The sequence below is a fragment of the Thermostichus sp. MS-CIW-41 genome, assembly GCF_054058915.1.
Map to the genome: position 1 here is coordinate 25,664 of NZ_JBSSBO010000022.1, position 21,217 is coordinate 46,880.

At 56.9% G+C, this 21,217-nt stretch carries 17 protein-coding genes; 8 read left to right on the forward strand and 9 right to left on the reverse strand.

What is annotated here, in order from left to right; translation table 11 throughout:
- Nucleotides 1-101: 101 nt before the first annotated feature.
- The 3 genes from ACVWXE_RS08220 to rbsK form a co-directional block, all read right to left on the reverse strand.
- Nucleotides 102-281, reverse strand: a complete 180-nt coding sequence (locus tag ACVWXE_RS08220; RefSeq protein WP_414328856.1) for a hypothetical protein — start codon at nucleotides 279-281, stop codon at nucleotides 102-104.
- 239 nt (nucleotides 282-520) lie between these two features.
- A complete protein-coding gene (locus ACVWXE_RS08225) occupies nucleotides 521-1,114 on the reverse strand; it encodes a response regulator (RefSeq protein WP_457490038.1) in 594 nt (197 codons plus the stop codon).
- Between the two features lie 253 nt (nucleotides 1,115-1,367).
- Nucleotides 1,368-2,285 carry a ribokinase gene (gene rbsK, locus ACVWXE_RS08230; protein ID WP_457490039.1) on the reverse strand — a complete coding sequence of 306 codons (918 nt, stop codon included), beginning with the start codon at nucleotides 2,283-2,285 and terminating at the stop codon, nucleotides 1,368-1,370.
- 388 nt (nucleotides 2,286-2,673) lie between these two features.
- On the opposite strand from rbsK, the gene ACVWXE_RS08235 reads away from it, so the two are divergent.
- Nucleotides 2,674-2,985, forward strand: coding sequence for a YbjQ family protein (locus ACVWXE_RS08235; RefSeq protein ID WP_011432974.1), 312 nt, complete (start codon nucleotides 2,674-2,676; stop codon nucleotides 2,983-2,985).
- A gap of 53 nt (nucleotides 2,986-3,038) precedes the next feature.
- Here the strand turns inward: ACVWXE_RS08235 and ACVWXE_RS08240 are convergent, their stop codons facing one another.
- The gene (locus ACVWXE_RS08240) at nucleotides 3,039-3,788 is read right to left on the reverse strand and encodes a YebC/PmpR family DNA-binding transcriptional regulator (RefSeq protein ID WP_457490040.1); all 750 of its coding nucleotides are present in this window, start codon (nucleotides 3,786-3,788) and stop codon (nucleotides 3,039-3,041) included.
- 172 nt (nucleotides 3,789-3,960) lie between these two features.
- Nucleotides 3,961-4,713: a hypothetical protein gene (locus ACVWXE_RS08245; protein WP_457490041.1), complete on the reverse strand. Its 753-nt coding sequence runs from the start codon at nucleotides 4,711-4,713 to the stop codon at nucleotides 3,961-3,963.
- A 319-nt stretch (nucleotides 4,714-5,032) separates the two neighbouring features.
- On the opposite strand from ACVWXE_RS08245, the gene ACVWXE_RS08250 reads away from it, so the two are divergent.
- The 6 genes from ACVWXE_RS08250 to ACVWXE_RS08275 all read left to right on the forward strand — a co-directional run bounded on the left by ACVWXE_RS08250 (nucleotide 5,033) and on the right by ACVWXE_RS08275 (nucleotide 12,663).
- Nucleotides 5,033-5,950 (forward strand): CoB--CoM heterodisulfide reductase iron-sulfur subunit B family protein, encoded by a 918-nt coding sequence (locus tag ACVWXE_RS08250; RefSeq protein ID WP_457490042.1) that lies wholly within the window; start codon nucleotides 5,033-5,035, stop codon nucleotides 5,948-5,950.
- Nucleotides 5,951-6,415: 465 nt separating this feature from the next.
- Complete coding sequence (locus tag ACVWXE_RS08255) at nucleotides 6,416-7,975, forward strand: hypothetical protein (protein ID WP_457490043.1); 1,560 nt, start codon at nucleotides 6,416-6,418, stop codon at nucleotides 7,973-7,975.
- Nucleotides 7,976-8,373: 398 nt separating this feature from the next.
- The gene (locus ACVWXE_RS08260) at nucleotides 8,374-9,360 is read left to right on the forward strand and encodes a pentapeptide repeat-containing protein (protein ID WP_457490044.1); all 987 of its coding nucleotides are present in this window, start codon (nucleotides 8,374-8,376) and stop codon (nucleotides 9,358-9,360) included.
- Nucleotides 9,361-9,504: 144 nt separating this feature from the next.
- Nucleotides 9,505-10,983 (forward strand): sensor histidine kinase, encoded by a 1,479-nt coding sequence (locus tag ACVWXE_RS08265; protein WP_457490045.1) that lies wholly within the window; start codon nucleotides 9,505-9,507, stop codon nucleotides 10,981-10,983.
- 109 nt (nucleotides 10,984-11,092) lie between these two features.
- Nucleotides 11,093-11,851 (forward strand): sensor histidine kinase, encoded by a 759-nt coding sequence (locus ACVWXE_RS08270; RefSeq protein WP_457490046.1) that lies wholly within the window; start codon nucleotides 11,093-11,095, stop codon nucleotides 11,849-11,851.
- Between the two features lie 68 nt (nucleotides 11,852-11,919).
- Nucleotides 11,920-12,663 (forward strand): response regulator transcription factor, encoded by a 744-nt coding sequence (locus ACVWXE_RS08275; RefSeq protein WP_011432966.1) that lies wholly within the window; start codon nucleotides 11,920-11,922, stop codon nucleotides 12,661-12,663.
- Between the two features lie 47 nt (nucleotides 12,664-12,710).
- Here ACVWXE_RS08275 and ACVWXE_RS08280 read toward each other — a convergent pair whose 3' ends face one another.
- The gene (locus ACVWXE_RS08280; protein WP_457490047.1) at nucleotides 12,711-14,354 is read right to left on the reverse strand and encodes a DUF3352 domain-containing protein; all 1,644 of its coding nucleotides are present in this window, start codon (nucleotides 14,352-14,354) and stop codon (nucleotides 12,711-12,713) included.
- A gap of 884 nt (nucleotides 14,355-15,238) precedes the next feature.
- Here ACVWXE_RS08280 and ACVWXE_RS08285 point away from each other — a divergent pair.
- Entirely contained in the window at nucleotides 15,239-17,950 is a 2,712-nt protein-coding gene (locus ACVWXE_RS08285; RefSeq protein ID WP_457490048.1) for a glycosyltransferase, read from the forward strand.
- A gap of 60 nt (nucleotides 17,951-18,010) precedes the next feature.
- On the opposite strand, the gene ACVWXE_RS08290 is transcribed toward ACVWXE_RS08285, so the two are convergent.
- The 3 genes from ACVWXE_RS08290 to ACVWXE_RS08300 all read right to left on the reverse strand — a co-directional run.
- Nucleotides 18,011-18,538 (reverse strand): ribonuclease H family protein, encoded by a 528-nt coding sequence (locus ACVWXE_RS08290; RefSeq protein ID WP_457387829.1) that lies wholly within the window; start codon nucleotides 18,536-18,538, stop codon nucleotides 18,011-18,013.
- Nucleotides 18,539-19,003: 465 nt separating this feature from the next.
- Nucleotides 19,004-20,110 carry a phosphotransacetylase family protein gene (locus tag ACVWXE_RS08295; RefSeq protein ID WP_457490049.1) on the reverse strand — a complete coding sequence of 369 codons (1,107 nt, stop codon included), beginning with the start codon at nucleotides 20,108-20,110 and terminating at the stop codon, nucleotides 19,004-19,006.
- Nucleotides 20,111-20,173: 63 nt separating this feature from the next.
- On the reverse strand, nucleotides 20,174-21,217 hold a 1,044-nt coding region (locus ACVWXE_RS08300; protein WP_457490050.1), incomplete at its 5' end, for an RNA-guided endonuclease InsQ/TnpB family protein.

Below are 21,217 nucleotides of genomic sequence, written 5' to 3' on the forward strand. Positions count from 1 at the left end.
GCGGGGTGGCCAGCCCATTGAGCCCAAGTCTCCTTGGTCGCTGGCAAGGGAATTGACTACAAGTGCTTGCCAAGAGCGATGACGGCTCGAACACCCCCTCTCTAGTCCAGCGGATCCAGTCGGTAGCGGCTGAGCCAGTGATCCAAATGCACTTCCTCCTCATCCAGCAGTTGGGCGTTGATCAACCCCCGTTTGAAAGCAAGGCGGATGGCTCTGGCCCGCAAGCTGAAAGTGGTTCCCCACTCGTCGCTGATACATTCACGCTGAACTCTCCTGAACATGGTTCAGGAAAGAAGCGATCGCATCCTGCCTATCTCTGAGCAGGAAGGCGGTATCCCGCAAAGCCCTGAGGAATACCCCCCGAGCGCTTTCCCCCTTCACTTCCCGGCAACCGTTGCGGTGGACTCAAGGATCAGGGGGAAACTTGGTCTACTATATCCCTCTCAATGACTTTTGCCAAACCGCCTAAAGCTCAGTAAATTCAGCAAAGTTCAGGGTTTTGGGGGTTAGAGGCATGCTCTCAATTTGGTCGTTGCTGACTTCTAACTTTGTCGTAGAGGTTGCGCAGACGGTTGGTTACCCCTCGGCGGGACAAAAAGCGCCGTGCAGCAATGGCCTGGTCGGTGAGGCCAAGGGCAATGTCGATCAGCACTTCGTACTCGGCATCGCTGAGACCGGTAATTTTGTTTTGTGAACGGGAATCGACCCCGCGCACCTCTCGGTCGATCACGCATTGCTCATCCTGCACCACCGCTTGGATAGCGCTGACCAATTTTTCATCGGTGCAATTTTTCAAAAGGTAGCCATAGACGGTTTGCGAAGGCACGATCTTGTGCAGTTCCCGCACATAGACTTCATCGGCAAAATGCGACCAAAAAATGATGCGCGTGCTGGGGCACTCTGAACAAACCTGTCGTGCTACCTCGATCCCGGTCATCTCAGGCATGCGAATGTCCATCAACACAAAGTTGGGGTGGTGCTGACGGTAAAGTTCCAACGCCTCTCTACCATTCGAGGCTATATACACCGGGCCGAACTCAGGCAAATGTTGTGTTAGCAGGCTATGAACATGCTGACGGTAGAGAGCGTCATCTTCAGCAAGGAGGGTACTCACGGGCCTTTATCAGAATTACCGAATACTTTCTTTTCACTACCTAACTCTAAAGACACCCACAAGGGAAGATAAGGCACTATTGAGCAGTACTCAATGGAGCAAGGGATCCCCTCCGCCGGCTATGAGTAGCAGCTCGGAAAAAGGATTTGGCCCCGCTCTGTCCTGTGGAGGTTGCGGTTTCCCCATAGCGCTCACGCAAACGGCCAATGAACTTCTCCACCGCAGACGTCGAAAACTTTTGATAAGCAGCAGTCTATGCTGTTTCTACGGCAGAGGCCAAAAATGCCTCGATCTCAGAGCGCTGGGGCAAGCTGGGTTGGGCTCCCGCACGGGTTACGGCCAAAGCAGCGGCGGCATTGGCAAAACGCAGGGCTTCCCTCAGGGATCCCCCGGCAGCCAAACAAGCAGCTAAGGCCCCACAAAACCCATCTCCGGCAGCGGTGGTATCCACCACTTCCACAGGATGAGCTGGCCAATGGCCACTTTCTTCCCCATCTGCCCAGACCAGCCCTGCCCCTCCCAAGGTGAGGATAACGGTTGGGATCCCGTGTTTCTGCAGTTCTTGAGCCACCTTTTGGGCTTGTTCCGGCGTCTCCACAGGGGATTGGGCAAGGGCAGCCGCTTCGGTTTCGTTGAGCACCAAGTAGCGAACCTGGCGCAACAGGGATCCCGGCAATGGCGCGATGGGGGCGGGATTGAGCAAAATCGGGATCCCTTGGGCAAAGGCTTGCTCTGCCACCGCCTGCACCGTGGCCAGGGGGATTTCCAGTTGCAGCAGAACCATCGCTGCCGGCGTCCAAGGAGGCAGCTGGGCGGGGGTGTAGCGACCGTTAGCGCCGGGGCTGACCACAATCCGGTTTTGCCCTGCTGGATCCACAGTGATCAGAGCGATGCCGCTGGGCCCTTCCAGCTCCCGCAGGTGGTGGGTATCGACGCCGTTGTGCTCCAGGTTCTCTTGGAGCAGACGCCCAAACTCATCGGATCCCACCGCTCCCCACATTTCCACCTGGGCTCCCGCCCGCGCCGCTGCCACCGCTTGGTTGGCTCCCTTACCGCCAGGGTAGGTGGCGTAGTCGGATCCCAGCACCGTTTCCCCAGGGCCGGGATGATGGGGCACCTGCACCACCAAATCCATGTTCAAGCTACCCACCACTCGGATCGGGCCTGCCATCGGGCTTGTGGGGAAATCCTGTTGGAAAAGCAGAGATCTAGAGATCTTTGGTTTGGATCCCTGGGCAGCTATTGTATCAGCCGCCGGTCTTGGCCAGGGATCCCCTTGAGCGCCCTACCACGCGGCAAGGGCTGATAGCAGTCGTGGTTTTTATTACCATCTATTTCAACTGATCGCGCTAGCGGGCCGGAGGCCTTAGCAGGAAGCAACCGGTCGTTTGTTTCACCTCAACGGTGAGATAAATGACTATGCGTTGTGGAACGGTTATCTGTAGGGATTGGTCGCCCTTCGACATATCGCCACTCTGCTGAAAACACAGGGCAAGAACCCGATTCCAAAGGTTGAGGATCCCGACTATCTTGGTGGGTGTTGACCCAGGAAGCAAGCCATGCTGCTGACCACTACAGACGTGCTCCAAGGTAGAGAGGTTGAGCGTTACTTGGGCATTGTTACCGCCGAGGTAGTTTATGGCACCAATGTTCTACGGGACTTCCTTGCTACCCTCCGCAACATCATCGGGGGACGCACAAGAACCTATGAAGAAGTTTTCGAGAATGCCCAGAAAAAGGTTTTGGAAGAGTTGGAGCAGCGAGCCAAACGTTTGGGAGCAAATGGCATCCTAGGCGTTAGCATTCATACCAACATGAGCACGACAATGATCCTCGTTACCGCCGCCGGCACCGCCGTTAAGCTCCGCTGACGGATGCTTCTGTTGAAGGTTTCCCTTTCTCGGAAGATGATGGCAGCCTGTTCTCAGGCCAGGCTTTCCATCACCGCCTCGTCGATCTCGAAATTGGCGTAGACATTCTGCACATCGTCTAGGTTGTCGAGACGCTCCATCAGGGCAAGCACTGACTTGGCCGTATCGGGATCCTCCACATGCACCTCAGTGGATGGGATCCAGCGGATGGCCGCCTCTTGCACCTGGTAGCCTTCTTTTTTCAGGTAGGTGGCCACCTGCTCCAGCAAAGAGTAGTCGCAGTACACCTCTGCTCCTGTGCCTTCCACCTTGAAGTCGTCTCCTCCCGCTTCCGCCACCGCCAGCAACAGAGCTTCGGGATCCAACACCTCCTCCAGGCTGATCACCCCTTTTTGCCGGAACAGCCAGCTCACGCAGCCGGCTTCTCCCAAGCTGCCGCCGGTTTTGCTGAAGGCTTCTCGCACCTCGGCAGCCGTGCGGTTGCGGTTGTCGGTCATGGCCTCGATCAACACAGCCACCCCACCGGGGCCGTAGCCCTCGTAGCGAACTTCTTCCAGGGGGCTGTCGTCGCTCCAGTTGCCGGCTCCCTTGGCAATGGCTCGTTCAATGTTTTCGCTGGGCATCCCCGCTGCTTTGGCTTTCTCCACTGCCGCCCGCAACTGAAAATTCCCATCCGGATCTGGCAAGCCGTTGCGAGCTGCCACGATGATGGCCCGCGAGAGTTTGGTAAAGAGGCTGCCCTTTTTGGCATCTACACGGGCCTTTTGCCGTTTAATGTTGGCCCACTTGCTGTGTCCTGCCATGCCGCCACACACCAGTCAAGCAATGAATTGGAGGGATCCCTCCACTTTTGAAGCCTAGATCACCTCGGCTCAGGACTCAACCCCACGGCAACTGGGAGGGTACCGGCCTGGTCACAAAACAAGGGATCCTGAGGATCCCTCACAACCCAGACTCAGCTACCCAACAAACCCATCAAGGCTGAATCGGCTGCCGCTGGATCACATCCCCTTGGGGCGGAGGCGGAGGGGCTGGGGTTTCTTGAGGGGTAGGCGTTGCCTCTATGGGAGGAGTTTCCCCAGGAGGCGGGGGCAGAGGGGGCACAGCTTCTCCAGGCACAGGCCCAGGTGTAGGCGTGGGGGTTGGGGATGGAGTTAGAAAGGGCGTCACCTGTCTCAACAGCTCGGCATAGAAAATCCCATCTTGCTCTGGCCCAAAGCGCCCCACTTCCCAACGGTGACGAGGCACAAACATTGTTTGCAGCAGCACTTCCCGGCTGACAAAAGCGGGAGTACCCGAGAAGACGTAGCCATCGACAATGACCCGATTCAGATCGGGCCGAGTTTGAAACACCCGATCCACCTCCCGCAGCATCTCCGTATCCAGCCGCCCCAGCAGAGTTTCCAGAGTGTCTTCAGGGCTGATCGGTACCCGCACCGAAAAGCGGTAATCTTCGCAACGATAGTCCCCACAGATCTTGACCAGCTCGTTACGCACCCGGATTTGCGCCCCAGGATCGAGATTGCGCCCCGGCACTAAGACTTCCTCCTGGGGTTGCTGTTCGACCGGCTGGGCCCATAGCTGGAGTTGACTTGCCCATCCTGCCCAAACCAGGGATCCGAAAAACAAGCCAAATCCCCAACCTTTTAGAGGAAGGCTCCAACCCAGACTGCCCTGCTTAGAGCGAGGTGAAACGGGGGGCTCACAATCCTGGATCGGGCTGTTCATAAGGCGTTGACCGATTCCTCAGCGATGGCTACCGCCAAATCTACCCGACATCGGCTAGGGAGGCACTAGGCAGGGAGAAAAATAGGGTATCGGCTCCGAATGGTTTCAAAATAGGGGCAGATAAATAGGGAAGCTTTGACAAACTCCCTGTCCTGGGCAGCAACGGATGTGCTGCGGCAGCGCATGGGTGTAGGATCTTAGGCTCTGGGTTCCCGCTCTGCAGGCAGGCCAGTGCTCTGCTGTGTGGGCAATGGATCCATGGATTGTTATTACCGTTGAGATCGCAAACCCAATTCTCTTCTTCTTCTCACGTCTTCTCATGACCGCGGTTGTTCCTTCACCTTTGCGCTACGCCTACTACCCCGGCTGTGTGGCCCAGGGGGCCTGTCGTGAGCTGTATGACTCCACCGACCAGATTGCGCGGCATCTGGGCATTGAACTGGTGGAGCTGGAAGCCGCTTCCTGCTGTGGTTCGGGCACCTTCAAAGAAGAATCGGAGCTGCTGGAAGATACGGTGAATGCCCGCAACCTGGCTTTGGCGGAAGCGCTGGGGCTGCCGATGCTTACCCACTGCAGCACCTGTCAGGGAGTGCTGGGCCGCGTGAATGAAAAGTTAAAAGCTGCGAAAACCGCGAATCCAGAGTACTTTCACCAGGTGCAAGCCCTGTGCCAGAAAGGGGGCTGTGAGAGCCGTTACCAGGGCACAGGCGATGTGCGCCATTTGCTGTGGGTGCTGGTTCATGACTACGGCCTGGAGCGATTGGCCCAACAGGTCAAGCGGCCTCTCCTGGGACTGCGCTGCGCTGCCTTCTACGGGTGTTATCTGTTGCGGGCCTACGACATCTCCCGCTTCGATGTGGCGCGGGATCCCCATTTGATGGAGGATCTCTTCGAGCGTTTGGGGGCCACCCCCGTTTGGTATCGCGGGCGCACCCAGTGTTGCGGTTGGCCCATTTCCAGCTACGCCCCGCAGCAGTCTTTCTTGATGGCAGGCCGGCATCTTCTGGAGGCCATAGAGGCGGGAGCGGATTGTTTGGTTACCCCCTGTCCTCTATGTCACCTCAACTTGGACTCTCGGCAGCCGGAGGTGGAACAGGTGATCGGGCGCAAGCTGGGGATCCCGATCCTGCATTTGCCACAATTGGTGGGCCTGGCCCTGGGGATCCCAGCGGAAAACTTGGGACTGAACCGCCATGTAGTACAGGTGGAAAGAGCCCTGCAAAAAATAGGCCGCTAAATCCCACTTGATGGCTGGGGGATCCCTGGGCAAACATCAGGTGGGGTCTGCCTGGGAAGGATATGCTATTCTGCCCAGCAAGGTACCCGTCCTTGTTCAAAAACCGCAAAGATCCTCGTAAGCTTAGATCCACCTACTGATACATTTACGCTGAACACTGCTGAACATCACTGTTCAACTATGCAGCGATAGCATTCTGTTTGTTTCCATTCGCGTTAGCGGGACGGAGTCCAAACAGAATGGCGGTATCCCGCAAAGCTTTGAGTAGAATACCCAAAGCGCAGTTTCCGTGTCGTCTTACTACCAATTTTCTGCTTTGCTTTGGCTACCATGTTGGCAGACTCGAAAGTAAACAGAAAGATCAACTGGTAGTAATCCGACTGAACATATCATATATTATACATTATTTTCAGTATAGTTGAGCTTATTATTGACTAGAGTCATGCTCCTGCTTAGCAGCTCCCTATGGTAGTCTCGGATCCCTTTGGCCTTGTTGTGCAAGAAGTGCAGCAGGGCGGGTACGCAGACCGAGTGAAAAAGCTGGTTTACTTTGCCTGCACCAGCACATGGGAAGGCGATGTCAGCAAGTTGAGCCAGATAGATCTGAAAGCCCTGCTGGAGCAGCTTTGCCGTGAGCACGCTACCCTTGATGCTTTGGGCCAACGCTTTCGAGAGGCCATCAGCCGCATCAACAAAAAAGCCGAGTATGCCCGCGTCGCCAAGATGCTGCTGAACAAGCTACAGCCTCTGTATCAACAGCCTCAAGCGGATCCCTCTAGCCCACTCATGCCCTCGCCCAAGGAGCCATCAGCTTGGGCCGCACCCTCGCCTATCTTGTCCTTGGAGTATGGAAGCCCACGACTGCAAAAGCAAGACTACGATCCCTTCGAGCTGCGGGCAGGGGTGATGCGGCAAACCAGCCCTTTGCGGGCCAAGCTGGTTCTGTTCACGGCTTTGTACCACAAAGTAGAGCCTACTCTGCAGGGGTTGGCGGCCCTGCGGCGCTACAGCCTGGACGAGCTGCTCAGAGCCCTTTACGATGCCTGCGCCTCCCCCCAAGAACTGGAAGCCCGGCTGAAGGAGGCGGTGCAGCAGTTGCAGGAGCCGGATCAGGATGGCCAAGCCGCCAACGCCGTGCTGCAGATGCTGAAGCCTCTTTACGTTGAGGTGCCCCCGGAAACGGTCGCCGCTGGAGGGTTGGCTGCCGAGCTCCCCTCTGCCGATCTGGATTGGCTGAATACGGAAGATGCCGTTCGTGCCGGCAGGACAGAGTCCTTGTCCGGTTCCATGACTTGGATTGACGCTGGGATCCCAGAGGATGAGGAAGAGCCTGCAGAGCTTTCGGCTTTTGCGACCCCGGCAACACCACTCGCCCCCTCTTCTAACCTGCAACAGGAGATCCCAGAGTCCTGCCGCCAACTGCTCCATCACAGCGCCGGATCCTTGATGGTTGCCATCGAGAACACCCTAAGCGAGTTGGGCAACGCCCTGGACGAAGGGCTACAGGATGAGGATCCCGCCCAATATCTGACGCTCAAACACCAGGTGCTGCGCGGCTTCTTGAGGGATGTCGAGGGATCCGCCGCAATGTTCATGGGGATCTTGAAAAAGCTAGAACAATCGGAGTGGCGCCTGGTGCAGCCCCTGCGCGTCAGCAATGCAAAACAGGCTCTGCCGGAGGCGGTTACCGAAATGCCCGCTGAGCTGGCGGATCCCTATGCTTCCCTAAGACAGGTGTTGGCCAGCAGCGAGCTGGCCCGGCAAAAGCCGCAGTTGGAGCAGGAGGTGATGCGCTTGGTGCGGCGCAGCGTCGGCTCTGTCAAAACTGCTATCGAACAGGCCCTGAGCGAGTTGGGCAAGGCGTTGGATGAGCAGTTCCAAACCTGCACCCTAGAGGAAGCCTTGGTTCTCAAGTACCAAACACTACGCGCCTTTTTGCAGGAAGTGGGGGAGATCTCCACCAAATTTGCTGCTTTCTTGGATCGCATGGAGGAGGCAGAGCGCCGTCTGTTCGGGCTGGTTTGAAGCTCAAACCCGCTGTTCGGGGATCCCGTTCAACACTCACGATCAGCCGCGCCGAGTGTTGGGGAAACGCCCGGATCCTTATCTAGAATAACCACCAGTGCAGCTGATACATTTACGCTGAACACTGCTGAACATCACTGTTCAACTATGCAGCGATAGCATTCTGTTTGTTTCCAAACAGAATGGCGGTATCCCGCAAAGCTTTGAGTAGAATACCCAAAGCGCAGTTTCCGTGTCGTCTTACTACCAATTTTCTGCTTTGCTTTGGCTACCATGTTGGCAGACTCGAAAGTAAACAGAAAGATCAACTGGTAGTAATCCGTACTGAACATATTATACATTATTTTCAGTATAGTTGAGCTTATTATTGACTAGAGTCATGCTCTCCCCTCTCTTCTATGGATGCCAAGGATCTGCTTCGGCTTTACCGGGCAGGACGGATCAACTTTGCCGGCGAGAACCTGGCCGCCCTTGACCTGAGCCGGGCCGATTTGATCGGGGTGGATCTCTCCCAAGCAGACCTGCACAGCGCCAACTTGATCTTCGCCTTCTTGGGGCGGGCCAAGCTGCAGAAGGCCAACCTCGTCGGGGCTAACCTTGGTGGGGCCAACCTCAGCCAGGCGGACTTGAGCGAGGCGGATCTCAGGGATGCCCAGTTGCACGGCACCACCCTACAAGGGGCAGATTTGCATGGGGCCAACCTAACGCTGGCTCTGTTGATCGATGCCAACCTGCTGGATGCGGATTTGCGTTGGGCCAACCTCACCAGTGCCAACTTGGGGGGAGCTTGCCTGCGGGGGGCCAATCTCCGTTTCGATAGCCGCCGGGGAGCGGTATTGCGCAACGCCAATCTTAGCCGCGCCGATCTCAGCGGAGCCAACCTGTCGGGAGCGGATTTGACACGGGCCGACCTGAGCGGGGCCAACCTAAAAGAGGCCAGTTTGATCAAGGCCAACTTGCAAGGGGCCAGCCTGCAGCAAGCCCGTTTGCAGGGAGCCATCCTGAGAGAGACCGACCTGAGGGGGGTTTCTTTTTTGGGGGCAGACCTGCAAGGGGCGCAGATGGCGCGGGCCAACTTGAAGGAGGCGATACTTCGCCAGGTGAATTTGACAGAGGCCAACTTAAGCGAGGCGGATCTGGCCGCAGCCGATCTTTCCGCCAGTTGTCTGTGCTCGGCCAAACTGGCGCGGGCAGATCTGAGTCGGGCCAATCTGGCCGGGGCCGATTTGCGGTGTGCCAACCTGGTGGATGCCTATTTGGGCCGCACCAACCTGGAAAATGCCGATCTCGGCGAGGCAATCCTAACCCGAGCCGATCTGAGCACAGCCAACCTCAGCGGGGCCAATTTGCGCGGGGCAACTCTGCCGGATGGACGGGTAGGCTGATTGGACAGACTCGCTACCGTATGAGGACGAGGATTCTTGTCCCTGAGTGAGACGGGGATCCGCCCCGGAAAAGGTGAGGTTTTCCCCTGCCCCAGAGAGGCCACAACCGCTACCCTACAAGGGAAGGATGGGTCAAAGAGATCCGTGAACAGCCGCCGATTTCTGTCCTTGATGGAAGCTTTGTGGGCCGATCTGCCCTTGCCGGAATGGTTGCCGGGGGCAGGAGAGCGCTCCTGGCAGCAGACGGTGGCAGCCCTGCTCCAGCTATGGCAAGAAGTTGGACAGTTTGGGGTGGTGATCGGTGGGCCGGTGTCTTGGTGGCCCCCCTGGGTGGTTCGGGATCCGCTGCCTCAACTGCCGTCGCCCATTGACGCTCCAGAACCGAACCTGAAGCTGCGGGAGCTGGCCCGTGAAGATCCCTGGCTGTTTACCCCTGACTTGTCCCCTGAGTCGATTCTGACCCCTGGCCAGACGGTGATCCCTCTCCTGCCGCAGGATCCCCTGGTGGAGGAGCCTTTTTTGCTGGTGCTCACCCCTGTTTTTTCGGCGGTGGCCGCCCAAGGGCATCACCCCCACACGCGGCAGAGGGGGATGATGGTGTCTTTTGAGCCGGAAGTGGTGCATCGGGCTTGGCAGATCCTAGAGCAGCGGGTTCAACAGGGTAGGCCGGATCGCTTGCCCTTCTGGCAGGAGCTGATCAAGCACCATCCCCTCATGGAGCCTCATGTGCGGGTGCTGGCTCGCTTCAGCAGCCTTCTTCTGCTGGGAAACCTGGCCGAGTCGGGATCCCCGCCCGCTCGCTTACCCCCCGCCAGAGCCGAGAACTCCCCTGCGCCCACAACCCGGCCAGAAGATTGGCAGAAGCGGCGGTCTCCTCCTTCCCATGGCCAGCCTGCCGGTCAAGGCCAACAGAACAGCCTTTCGGAGGCAGAACTGTTGCGGGCTCTCATCCACGAGATCCAGACGCCCCTCAGCACCATCCGCACCTTGGTTAGTCTCATCCTGAAGCGGCACGATCTGCCGTCGCGGGTACGGGAATACGTGGAGAAAATTGACCGCGAATGTACCGAGCAAATCAACCGCTTCGGGCTGTTTTTCCAAGCTACAGAAACGGTGATGCCCGCTGCTACCCCACAGGAGGGGCGTCGGCTTCAGCTAGAGCCCATTGCGCTGGTGGACTTGGTGCGGCAAAACCTGCCTCGCTGGCAGGAGCAGGTGGAACGGCGGGGATCCCAACTGGAGTTGGAGATTCCCGATGAGCTGCCGGATGTGGTCAGCGATCCCAAGGCGCTGGAAGCGGTGCTGTTTGGCATGGTCGACCGCATTGCCCGCAGCACGCCGGCTGGCAGCCACATTCGCGCCCAGTTGGTCAGCGCAGGGGAGCTGGTCAAACTTCAGTTTCAGGTCAACACACCTGAGGGCAGCGACGCCACTGTTGCCTCAGAGCCCAAATCCCCTCAGGCGATTGGGCAGTTGTTGGTCGTGCAGCCGGATACCGGTGCAGTGAGCCTCAGCCTTCCCGTCACCCAAACTCTGTTCCGCGCCTTGGGGGGCTACCTCACCGTGCGCCACCGCGCCCATCGGGGGGAAGTTCTCAACATCTACCTGCCCCGCCAGCTATAAGCCACCCAGTTGGGATCCCGATACCGTCTCAGGATTGATATGGCGGATTGCAGGGGAGGTAGGGCTAGGATCGATCTGCCAGCGCCGGGAGAGTCTAGAGATTGGATCCATGCCGAGAGCCAGAAAAGTTGCTGAACACCATCCAGAGCCTGAACCCGTCTGCGGAGCCGGAGAACCCAAGGTTAAGGGGGTCACTCTTTCTGCCCAGCAGCTTTCCACTTTGCTTCACGAAATGCGCAATCCTCTCACCGCCCTGAGCACGCTGGCCAAGTTATTGCAAAAACGCTTGCCCCCCGAGGATCGCAACCACTGGATTGGCCTGAGCATTGAACAGGAGTGCAAGCATTTGCAGGAGCTGCTGGCGGAGTTCGAGCGTTTGGACGAGATCCCGGCCCCCCTCCAGCTTCAGCCCCTCTCCTTGGCCGACCTGCTGCGGGAGTGGATCCCCATCTATCAAGCCTTGGCCGAAACCCAGGGACACCACTTTCAAGCCGTCCTGCCCCCTTCCCTACCCCCTGTACAAGCCGATCCGCGTGCCCTGCGGCAGGTGCTTGATAACTTGATCGACAACGCTTGCAAGTACACCCCGCCCCCAGGTGAGATCCGGCTGAAGGTGGAGCTGGGTGAAGATCCCTCAACTGCTTCGCAATGGGAAGTGTTCGTTGCCGTCTGCGACAACGGCCCCGGCATCCACCCTGAGAACCTGGAGCGGATCTTCGATCCCTTTTTTCGGGCAGATCTTTCTAAGCCAGGGCAGGGGCTGGGGTTGGCCATTAGCCGCGACCTGGCCACCCGGATGGGCGGAGATCTCCAGGTGGAAAGCTCCCCCCAAGGCTCCTGTTTTCGCCTGAGATTGCCCACAGGTTAGTAGGAAGATTGTAGAGATATGGGATGGCAGGTGCCGCCAAACGCTTGAACGCTACCCAGGAGCTGCAGATGGCCTCTTCTCCCCCAGCCAAACCCGAACCCCCTGCTGCCAGTCCAGCAGCCCGCATTCTGCTAGTAGATGATGAACCCGGCTTACGGGAAGCGGTGCAAGCCTACCTCGAGGACAGCGGCTTTGAGGTGATCCCGGCGGCCAACGCCCAGCAGGCTCTGCAACTGCTCAGCACGGCCCAGCCTCAGTTGATCATCTCCGACATCATGATGCCGGGCATGGATGGCTATCAATTTTTGGCCCAACTGCGAAAACTCGAGCCCTACAGCCATCTGCCGGTGGTGTTCCTCACCGCCAAGGGGATGACCGCCGACCGCATCCAGGGTTACCGGGCCGGTGTCGATGCCTATTTGCCCAAGCCCTTCGATCCGGAGGAGCTGGTGGCCATCGTCTCCAATCTCATTGAGCGATCCCGCGCTGCCAGCCCTTCGGAGGTGGTGGCCCGCGAGCTGGCCTCGATTCGCGCCCTGCTGTCGGAGCGCACCCTTGCCACAGCCACGCCTGCCCAGACCTCTGCCCCCACCCCCCTGCCCCCACCCATCAAGGTAGAGCTGACGCCGCGGGAACAACAGGTGTTGGAGAAGGTGGCAGAAGGGCTGATGAACAAGGAGATTGCCAAGCAGCTGCAAACCAGCGTGCGCAACGTGGAAAAATACGTGACCCGCCTGCTGAACAAGACGGGCACCAGCAGCCGCACCGAGCTGGTTCGCTATGCCCTTACCTATGGCCTAATTCGGCTATAGCCCTCACCCCCAACCCCTAGGAAGACTGAAGAACGTGAGACACGGTTTTATCGCTGGGGCTTTGGTGGCACAGTAACCAGCAGCTCCAACCCAAAGGCGTGATCCCCGGCAGGGTAGCTGGTAATGCCCAGCCCATCGATGCGGGTCAGCAGCTCACGGGCCTCCGGCTCCAAGCCTGCCAAACCACCCGGTAGTGTGGCCTCCAGCACTGTTCGGATCCCTTGCCAATTCAGCAAAAAGTAGCCGTAGTTGGGCTTGGGCAACTGATCGTAGAGGGTTTTCAGCGGCTCGGTTTGGGGAAGCAAATTGCCCTGGCGTTGGGCGAGGGTTTGCAGCGCCGCCGTGCTGGTGGTAACGATCAGGTAGTTGCCTTCCCAAGCCCGCACCAGAAGCGGTCGGTTGAACAAGGGATCCGCCCAGATCACCTGCCCACCGGCTTCCGTTACCCGTGCTCCGGATTCTTGGGCCAGCCGATCCAACTGAGTCAGGGCCGCGTTGGCCTTGTCTTTTTGGCTGGTCTCGATCACCAAGGCTGCTCCCATGCCCTGCAACAGGGGATGGGCCTGGGCATCCGGTGCCACCAGCAGGGCCATCTCCCCATCCATCCAAGCCAGCAGATCTTTTTCCAAGTCCAAACGGGTATTGGCGCGAAACTCAGCCCGCAGCTCCTCTAACGACTCCTTGACCGGCGGATCTTTTTCCAGCTCAGGCATAACGGCTTGCCAGCGCTGGGCAATCTGCTGGGTGGTCAGCACCGCCAAGGCATTGCCGGGCAGCCGCTGAATGAGTTCGCCGCGAGCCGTTTGCCACCCCCCCTGCACCTGGGTTTTCGGATCGGTCTGGGTCAACATGCGCAGCCGCAGGCCCTGCTCCTGCCAGTGGGCAGCCATGGCCAAAGAGCGCAGGGGTTGCAGGGATCCCAGCGTCGCCGGATCCAGATCCTGCATCCAGTCTTTGAAAGATTCGGGATCCTCCTGCAAAGCCTGGAAGTTGAAGTAGGCAAAGGCCAGCGTGCCGCTCTTATACAGATCGCCAACAGCGGTGCGGAAACTTTCGGAGCGGCCAATCGGCTCTGCTTCGCCGCGATACACAGCAATCGCCTGCTGCATCACCCTCGGGTCGTTGGCCACCGCCACAAAGCGGTTGCCAAACTCAGCAGTTACCCATCGCTCGCCCGGCTCTCCGTTGGTTTGCACATAGAGGGTGACCCCCTGCTCCTGGCGCTGCTCGAAGTTGGCCCCTTCTGCTGCTGCCTGTTGCCGCACCTGGGCCAAGAATTGCCCAGACAAATCGGCGTTGCGGGTGCTGGCTCCAAACAGGATCCCAGGCACCGGCTCGGCAGCTCCGGGCACCAGATTGGGGATCACCACTGCCATCGTGAATTGCTCGCCAGCCCAAGCTTGCATCTCTTCCCGAGAGAACTCCTTGCCGGTTTCAGCCAAAGCTTCTGCCGTCCAGCTCTCCCACTGGGCCAAAAGGTCAGGGTGAGTGCGAAAAGATTCTTCCGGTTGGGTAGAAAAGGTCAGCACCAGGGGCGCCGACTGGGGAACCAGCGCGGTTTCCGGCAGAACATCGCCGGGCAACTGTACCTGTGGCCCTCTGAGTTGGCAGGATCCCAGGAGCCAAGAGCCCCCCACCGCCATCAACGTCAGAGAGAGAGGGCGCAGCCGAGAATGAAGCTGGACTTGCATGGCGGCTACCTAAGCGGCTAGTGGATATAGCCAATCGTAGCATCTAGGCATGAGCCTGCAAACCCAAATTTTCTGTAAGTGAAAAAACAGTCCACTCTAGCACAAGTCAAGATAGTCTAACAAGATAGTCTAAATTGTGAGTAAACCTATGGCCTGTTCACAGATCAAGGGATACAAAACGTCGTGTTTCTGAGGCTTGATTCCGATGAGTCCAGAACAGGCAGGCTTACAGCTGTATCCTGTAGCCTCTTAGTAGGCTGTAGCGTAATAAGATCCCAAACTCGGCCTGGAGGAGCTGTAGTGAACCAAAGTCCACGAAATGCTTGCCCCGCGGCGATAGCAGCCAAGACAGGAATAGTTATCAGTTGAACATTTCCTGCAACAAACTTGAAGCTTTCCTGTACATGTTGCTTTTCCCCAGGCAATGACACTTCTCCCTTTGCCAGAAGTTGCAATCCTTGCTATGCTTGAGCTTAAGCAGAGCTACTCCTTCTCTCTAGCAGGAAGAGCAATGGGGGTCATTAGCTGTGACGCAAGCCACCAACTTTGAACAGCTGGGAACTTTATTTTGGCAAGGATCCTACTCTGCCTTTTTTGCCCAGGCCGAACAAGAAAGTATTCCCTCAATTCTCCTAGAGACCATTGCTCTTTCCATCGCTCCTGAGTTTGCAGAAAGGTACAGGGGTGGATCTCTAGAAGGGTTATTGTGGCCACAGACAAAGCGACTTTTGCAAGTTCTGTCGATTGTCTATCAACCTGTTGCAGAACGCATGCGGGAGGAAGCCCTAAAGCTTCCTGTACACCACCACCATAGACTTCAGCTGCTGGCGCACAGCCTTGACTGCTTCGCTAGAGCTGGGGAAGAGGATTGGGTGTGGTTAGTATTGAAGCAAATTCTAGAAGATTGGCCTCCAAATGCCTTTATCAACTCTCTTTACGATCCCCAGACAGGCGAGGAAGTGGCGCGCCTGTGGCTATTTCAGGTTACTCAATACCTTCGTGACCTCTCTCAGGAGGAGGCTGATGCCTTTTTACCCACAGCCAGTTCCTTCTATCATCGAGAAGCTGCTGCTGCGTATGGCCGCTGGGTCAATCAGAAACGGAACGGCGACTCCGCCTGGCCAGAGTGGTATATCCCACCAGAAATCCGGCTAGATGAGCCTTTTGGAGCAGCTCTTGCAGAAATTTGCAGGGATCCCTCCCTGCGGGTGGTGGTCGAGGTAGGGGCCAGTAGTGGAGAAGGATCCACAGCTGTTTTGCGCTACGCCCTTCCCAACTCTGTTCGCATCTACAGCATAGAAGCTCATCCTGAGCGCTACAAAGAGCTGGCTAGAAGGGTAAGCAAGGATCCCCGCTGTATCCCCATTCACGCTGCTGCCCAACCTAGGATCGCTACAGTGGAGGAGGTGGAAGAATGGCTGAAATCTTGCTCCAGCTTCTGGGCCCCCTATAGCCGAGAGCAGGCTCTGGAATGGCACCAGGAGGGACAAGATTTACTCAAGTCTGTTCCCACGGATGGGGCAAGCCGAGTTCCCAACCCCGACCTTCTTCTCATTGACGGCGGCGAGTTTACGGGCTGGTATGACCTCCAAGCTTTTTTGGAACAGGGCGCTCGCCCCAAGTATATTGCCCTGGATGACATCTTCGCTTTTAAGAACAGCCGTTGCTTGACGGAGCTCTCCAGCTATGGCTACCGACTCATTTGCTGGGGAAATGTCCGCAAAGGCTTTGCCATCTTTAAAGACAGCAGAGCCACTCTTCCCATTCACTTCTTCACCATTGTTTTAGACGGGGAGCCGTACATTGAGCGCCACTACTCCACCCTCTGCGAGTTGGATAAGCTAGGGATCCCCTGGCAGTGGGTGGTGGTCGAGGGCGTTGCTGCCTTACGCCATGACACAGGGTGGAGCTTAGCCAACGGCGGCCGCATCCCTGAGGAATACTCCCAGGGGCACAGCTTGGATGGTACGGTCGAATACTTGAGGGACTTGGCAGCCAAAGACAGCCGTGTTCGGCTTGTTCAGAAGCCCGATGGCCAGTTTTGGGATGGCAAAATTGAAATGGTCAGGGCAGCCCAACCTGACTATCCCTGCTTGCTGTGGCAGTTGGATGCAGACGAAATTTGGACAGTCGAACAAATCCGGCGGGTTCATCGACGCTTTGAAGCAGATCCCACTCTAGAGGCGGCCCAGTTCTACTGTCGTTACTTCGTGGGCCCCAATCTTGTCCTGGACAACAAAGGTAAGTGGGGCAACAACCCCCAGATGGAGTGGTGGCGGGTCTGGAGATGGGATCCCTCTGAGTGCGAGTGGCAAACTCACGAGCCACCTGTATTGATCCGAAAGGGACGACTTCCCGAGAGGGTTCTGACCGCAGACCAAACGGAAGCAGAGGGCTTAGTGTTTGACCACTATGCCTATGCATTGCGAAAGCAGGTGGAGTTTAAGGAATCCTACTACGGCTACCAAGGAGCTGTCAGAGCTTGGGAAGAGTTGCAAAAAGCGGAAAAGCCCTGCTCCCTGCAGCCCTTTTTCCCCTGGGCATACGGGGATCCCTTGGTGGTAGAGGTGCGGCAACGTCTTCACCTATTTGTGGACGGGGTGTTCTTCCAGATGCACCAAACTGGTATTGCTACAGTTTGGCGCAACTTACTGCGGGAATTGCCTCAGCTGGGGATTCGCATCACTTTCTACGATCGGGGTGGCATGGGAGAGCTACCCCAGGGTGTCGAGAGAATGCAGGGTCACCCCTTTAGCTACGCCCGCTGGGATGATCCTGAGTTGAGACAAGCTTTTATTTGGTCAGGGGCTGATGTTTTTATGAGCACCTACCATACATACCTGCCCTCTGACATTCCGCAGGTGCTCCTGCTCCATGACATGATCCCAGAAGTGCTGGGTTGGGATCTCTCAGATCCCATGTGGCGCCAAAAGCACGCAGCCCTTGAAGCAGCCGCTCGCATTGTAGCTGTTAGCCAAAACACGGCCTGTGACTTGCTGCGTCTAACTGGCAAAGAGGCAGTAGTAGCTTACCCTGGGGTTGACACCAGTGTATTCAAGCCGGATCCCTCAGCTATTCCCAAGCACTGGCTGCTGATTGGATGCCACCAAGGCGCTTACAAACGACAGGAGTTATTTTTTGAAGCTTATCAGCAGTGGTCCTATAAGCCTTTCCCTGTCCTTTGCACTCATTCCTGGTCGACTCCAGAGGCTTATCGACAGGCGGCAGCTCCGCAACCTGTTATGAATGCTTATCTAGATCTGCAGCAGTTGGTTCAAGCCTACCAGAATGCCGTGGCGCTGGTTTACCCAAGTGCATATGAGGGATTCGGGCTACCCGTATTGGAGGCCATGGCCTGTGGGACCCCTGTCATTATCTATCCCAACTCTGCCTTAGTGGAAGTAGGAGGAGAAGCTGCATTTTATGTAGAGGACTCTTTGTCGGACACCCTGGTTCAGGTTCTGGATCCCAAGTTGCGCGCTGAGAAAGTCAGGAAAGGCTTAGAGTGGGTTAAGTCTTTTACCTGGGAGCGCATGGCTAAAACCATCCAGGAAGTTCTGCACCTTGCAGTCAAGCCAAGCCTAACAGCCTTGTAGTCTTGGCAAGCATCTTGCTGCTAACCAGTTTCACAGTGCCCCCACTGCCGGTGTGGAACCTCAACCCCTAACTTCTGGAGGAACGGTCACTCTGGCTCGAGCCTGGGCAACCAACCCATCCACGTACTCGTTCCAGCGCAGACCTTGGTGGGCTGGGATCCAAACCACCTGCACCTGAGGGCACTGCTGCTTTAGTTGATACAGTTCCTGAACCAGATCCAAGTTTTCCACCGGCCCGGTGCGCCGCCGCCACCCCTGCGCTGCCCAGCGATCCATCCAGTCGTTGTAGGTCTGTACGCAAAGGTGGGAGTCGCTGTAGATGGTATTTACGCCGTTGCCCTGGGTGTGGCGGCAATATTGCAAGGCCCGGATGAGGCCGGTCAACTCCATGCGGTTGTTGGTGCTATCGGGATCCCCTCCCCAAAACTCTTCCACAATTTGATCATCTTGAACCACCACCACAGCCCATCCCCCTGGCCCCGGATTGGGAGAACATCCCCCGTCGGTGAAGATGCCACTGTGGGGGCAGGCAACCAGACGGCTGGGGCCCGCTCCTTTGCGGCTGTGCATCCGTGAAACCTTGGCCATGGTGCTCATCCGGCGCTAACGGCAACATTTGGGATCCCGGCTCGACAACAGACACTGCATCTTATTGCAGAAGGGCGTGCCGGCACCACTGTTTAGTGTATTCAGCTTCAGAAAAGCTTTGTTTCACACTATTAGCAGCATAAACCCCGTCAACATCAGCTTACGTGACACTGACGCACAAGGTTAAAAACAGTACGAACAAAAACCCCCAGAAAATCTGGGGGAGGAGTGGTGTGTTGAGGTGATGAATACTCGCATGATATCTCTCGAATTCGGTGAGTAGGCCAAACCGGCGAGAGATCCCTGCGTTTTTTTGCAGAAATCATTGCAGATACTGGAAGGCATCAGACACTAGAGACCAGCGCGTCAAAACTGAGCTTATTTCGTCTTGATCAGATATAGTGCTCAATCTCGAAGAAATATCTATTTAGACACCAAATATAGAGAAGCCAGTAATAACTTTTCTTATGCACCTACCGCCGACACTAGGGGTTGTGTCAAGCCCAAATGAGCATAGAGACGGGAAAAGTCAAAATTCGCTGACATTAGCTCTTGGATGCAGCGGACTTTCACCTCCTCGTGCAGGCGAATCTGCCCAAAAACCCGTTCGATGCGGTTGATGGTGGTGAAGGTGTCCAGATCCACCGAGAGGATCGGCACTTCCAGCTCTTCTGCTCGAGACTGAATGCGGGGATCCAGAGGGAGCTTGCCGGTCAAGATCAGGCAGAGGGTGGAAGTTTCTAGGGCGGCCAGTTGAATATCGGTGCGGTCTCCGCCGGTGATCACCGCCTTGTGATCCAGCTTACGGAAGTACTTCAAGGCCGAGTTGACGTTCATCGCCCCTACCGCAATGTCTTCAACCATCAGGTCCATCCGATCCGGACAGCAGAGCACCTCGGCATCCAGTTGCCGCGCCAACTCCCCAACGCTGATGCTGCGCAAAATGCGATGGGAGGGCAAAATGCCCAAGACCGGGATCCCGTGTCCCTCCAAAAAAGGCCGAATGATCGTTTTTGCCGGTTGCATTTGGTCAGGTGGCACATCGTTCAGCAGCACGCCTGCCAAGCGGGATCCCAGTTGACGATGGACAAAGAGAAGAGAATCAACAGCCAAGGAGGAATGGTAGCGACTGATCAGCAGTACCGGAGCATCCAGGGCTTGGGCCATCTTGGCCAGCGACAGGCCAAACAATTCCCCCTCGTAAAGATCGGCTGGGCCTTCCAGCAGCACCAAATCCGCAGGGGAGCGCTGGACAAACTCCAACAGAGGGGCAACCGGGCACTCTGGAGCTGGATCCCCGGGAGCTCGCTTCATTTGAGCCAGCAAAGCCTCTTCGTTGAGCCGGAGCAGCATCGGCGGCATTTGATCCATCGTCAGCCGCAGAGACTCCGCCACAAAGCGCATATCCGGATCGCCCCCTTCCAGTGAGCAATCTTCCCGCTCGCAAGAACCGATGGGCTTCCCATAGGTGACTTTTATCCCTTGCTGCTGCAAATGCTTGGCCAAACCCAAGATGGCAGCCGACTTACCGCTGAAGGGCTCAGTAGAACCAATTAAAAGGAACTTGGACACGGATGGCTCCCGGTAACGAGAGGGACGAAGGGATCCCTTACTCAGTGTGACATACTCCCGCACTCATGCTGGCGCAAAGCGCTCCGCGCCGCTAAAGCGAAAGAGTACGGGCTTCTCAGTGACTCCTGTGAAGGACATTTCCTGAGCTTTGAGAACGGGATGCCCCACCGCTCTGTATTTGATGTTTATCGCCGCGTTGTGGTCTCGGCCTAGTTCCAGTCCACAATGCGGGCAAGAATGCCATCTGTCTCGAATGGTTTTCGGTACTTTTTGACCGCACTGAGAACAGTCTTGGCTCGTGCCGCTTGGATCCACTGCAATCGCCCTCAGCCCAGCTCTTTCAGCCTTGACTGCGAGAATTTGCAGGAATTGCCCCCACCCAGCGTCATAGATGGATTTCGCTAGTCGGGTTCTCGCAATACCTTTGGTGTTGAGCGCCTCATACGCAATATGCTTCCCTTTGCTTACTAGCTTCTTGGCTACTTTGTAGTGGAAATCTTTACGCTGATTGGCCACCTTGAGGTGTGCTTTAGCTACTCGCCCTAAGGCTTTCTTGCGGCGGTTTGACCCTTTCTGCTTGCGGGATAATGACCGCTGCAGCCTCTCCAGCCGCTTTTGGGCGCGGCGGTAGTACTGGGGCACTGGGACGGACTCCCCTGTATCGGTCACCAAAAAGGAGTCCAGCCCCATGTCGATCCCTATCGTGTTCTCCAGTGTTGCAGGCTCAAACTCGGGGACGGACGCATCTTGCAGGCTCAATGTCACATACCACCCATCAGCCTTACGGGTGATGGTGGCAGTCTTGATAACAAACCCGTCAGGCAACGGACGGTGCTGAATCAGCTTAATTGCTCCGATTTTGGGCAGATGAATAAACTTCCCTTGAATGCAGTCCTGTTTTACCTGGGGAAAGGTGAAGGAACGATACCGGCCCGCCCCTTTGAATCTCGGCCTTCCTGCCCTCTTGCCGTTACGGTCGCCTTTCAGCCAGCGGTCGAATGCTTTGTGCACCCGCTCTATGCAGTTTTGCAGGACTTGCGAATGGATTGCTTGGTATTCGGGGAACCTTGCTTTGGTATTCACCAAGTCTCGTTTTTGGGAGTAGAC

Excerpts from the sequence above, each read along its gene's own strand:
- ACVWXE_RS08220 (WP_414328856.1), bottom strand. The coding sequence starts at position 281 with ATGTTCAGGAGAGTTCAGCGTGAATGTATCAGCGACGAGTGGGGAACC.
- rbsK (WP_457490039.1), bottom strand. The coding sequence starts at position 2,285 with ATGGCAGGCCCGATCCGAGTGGTGGGTAGCTTGAACATGGATTTGGTG.
- ACVWXE_RS08235 (WP_011432974.1), top strand. The coding sequence starts at position 2,674 with ATGCTGCTGACCACTACAGACGTGCTCCAAGGTAGAGAGGTTGAGCGT.
- ACVWXE_RS08240 (WP_457490040.1), bottom strand. The coding sequence starts at position 3,788 with ATGGCAGGACACAGCAAGTGGGCCAACATTAAACGGCAAAAGGCCCGT.
- ACVWXE_RS08245 (WP_457490041.1), bottom strand. The coding sequence starts at position 4,713 with ATGAACAGCCCGATCCAGGATTGTGAGCCCCCCGTTTCACCTCGCTCT.
- ACVWXE_RS08250 (WP_457490042.1), top strand. The coding sequence starts at position 5,033 with ATGACCGCGGTTGTTCCTTCACCTTTGCGCTACGCCTACTACCCCGGC.
- ACVWXE_RS08255 (WP_457490043.1), top strand. The coding sequence starts at position 6,416 with ATGGTAGTCTCGGATCCCTTTGGCCTTGTTGTGCAAGAAGTGCAGCAG.
- ACVWXE_RS08260 (WP_457490044.1), top strand. The coding sequence starts at position 8,374 with ATGGATGCCAAGGATCTGCTTCGGCTTTACCGGGCAGGACGGATCAAC.
- ACVWXE_RS08270 (WP_457490046.1), top strand. The coding sequence starts at position 11,093 with ATGCCGAGAGCCAGAAAAGTTGCTGAACACCATCCAGAGCCTGAACCC.
- ACVWXE_RS08275 (WP_011432966.1), top strand. The coding sequence starts at position 11,920 with ATGGCCTCTTCTCCCCCAGCCAAACCCGAACCCCCTGCTGCCAGTCCA.
- ACVWXE_RS08280 (WP_457490047.1), bottom strand. The coding sequence starts at position 14,354 with ATGCAAGTCCAGCTTCATTCTCGGCTGCGCCCTCTCTCTCTGACGTTG.
- ACVWXE_RS08290 (WP_457387829.1), bottom strand. The coding sequence starts at position 18,538 with ATGGCCAAGGTTTCACGGATGCACAGCCGCAAAGGAGCGGGCCCCAGC.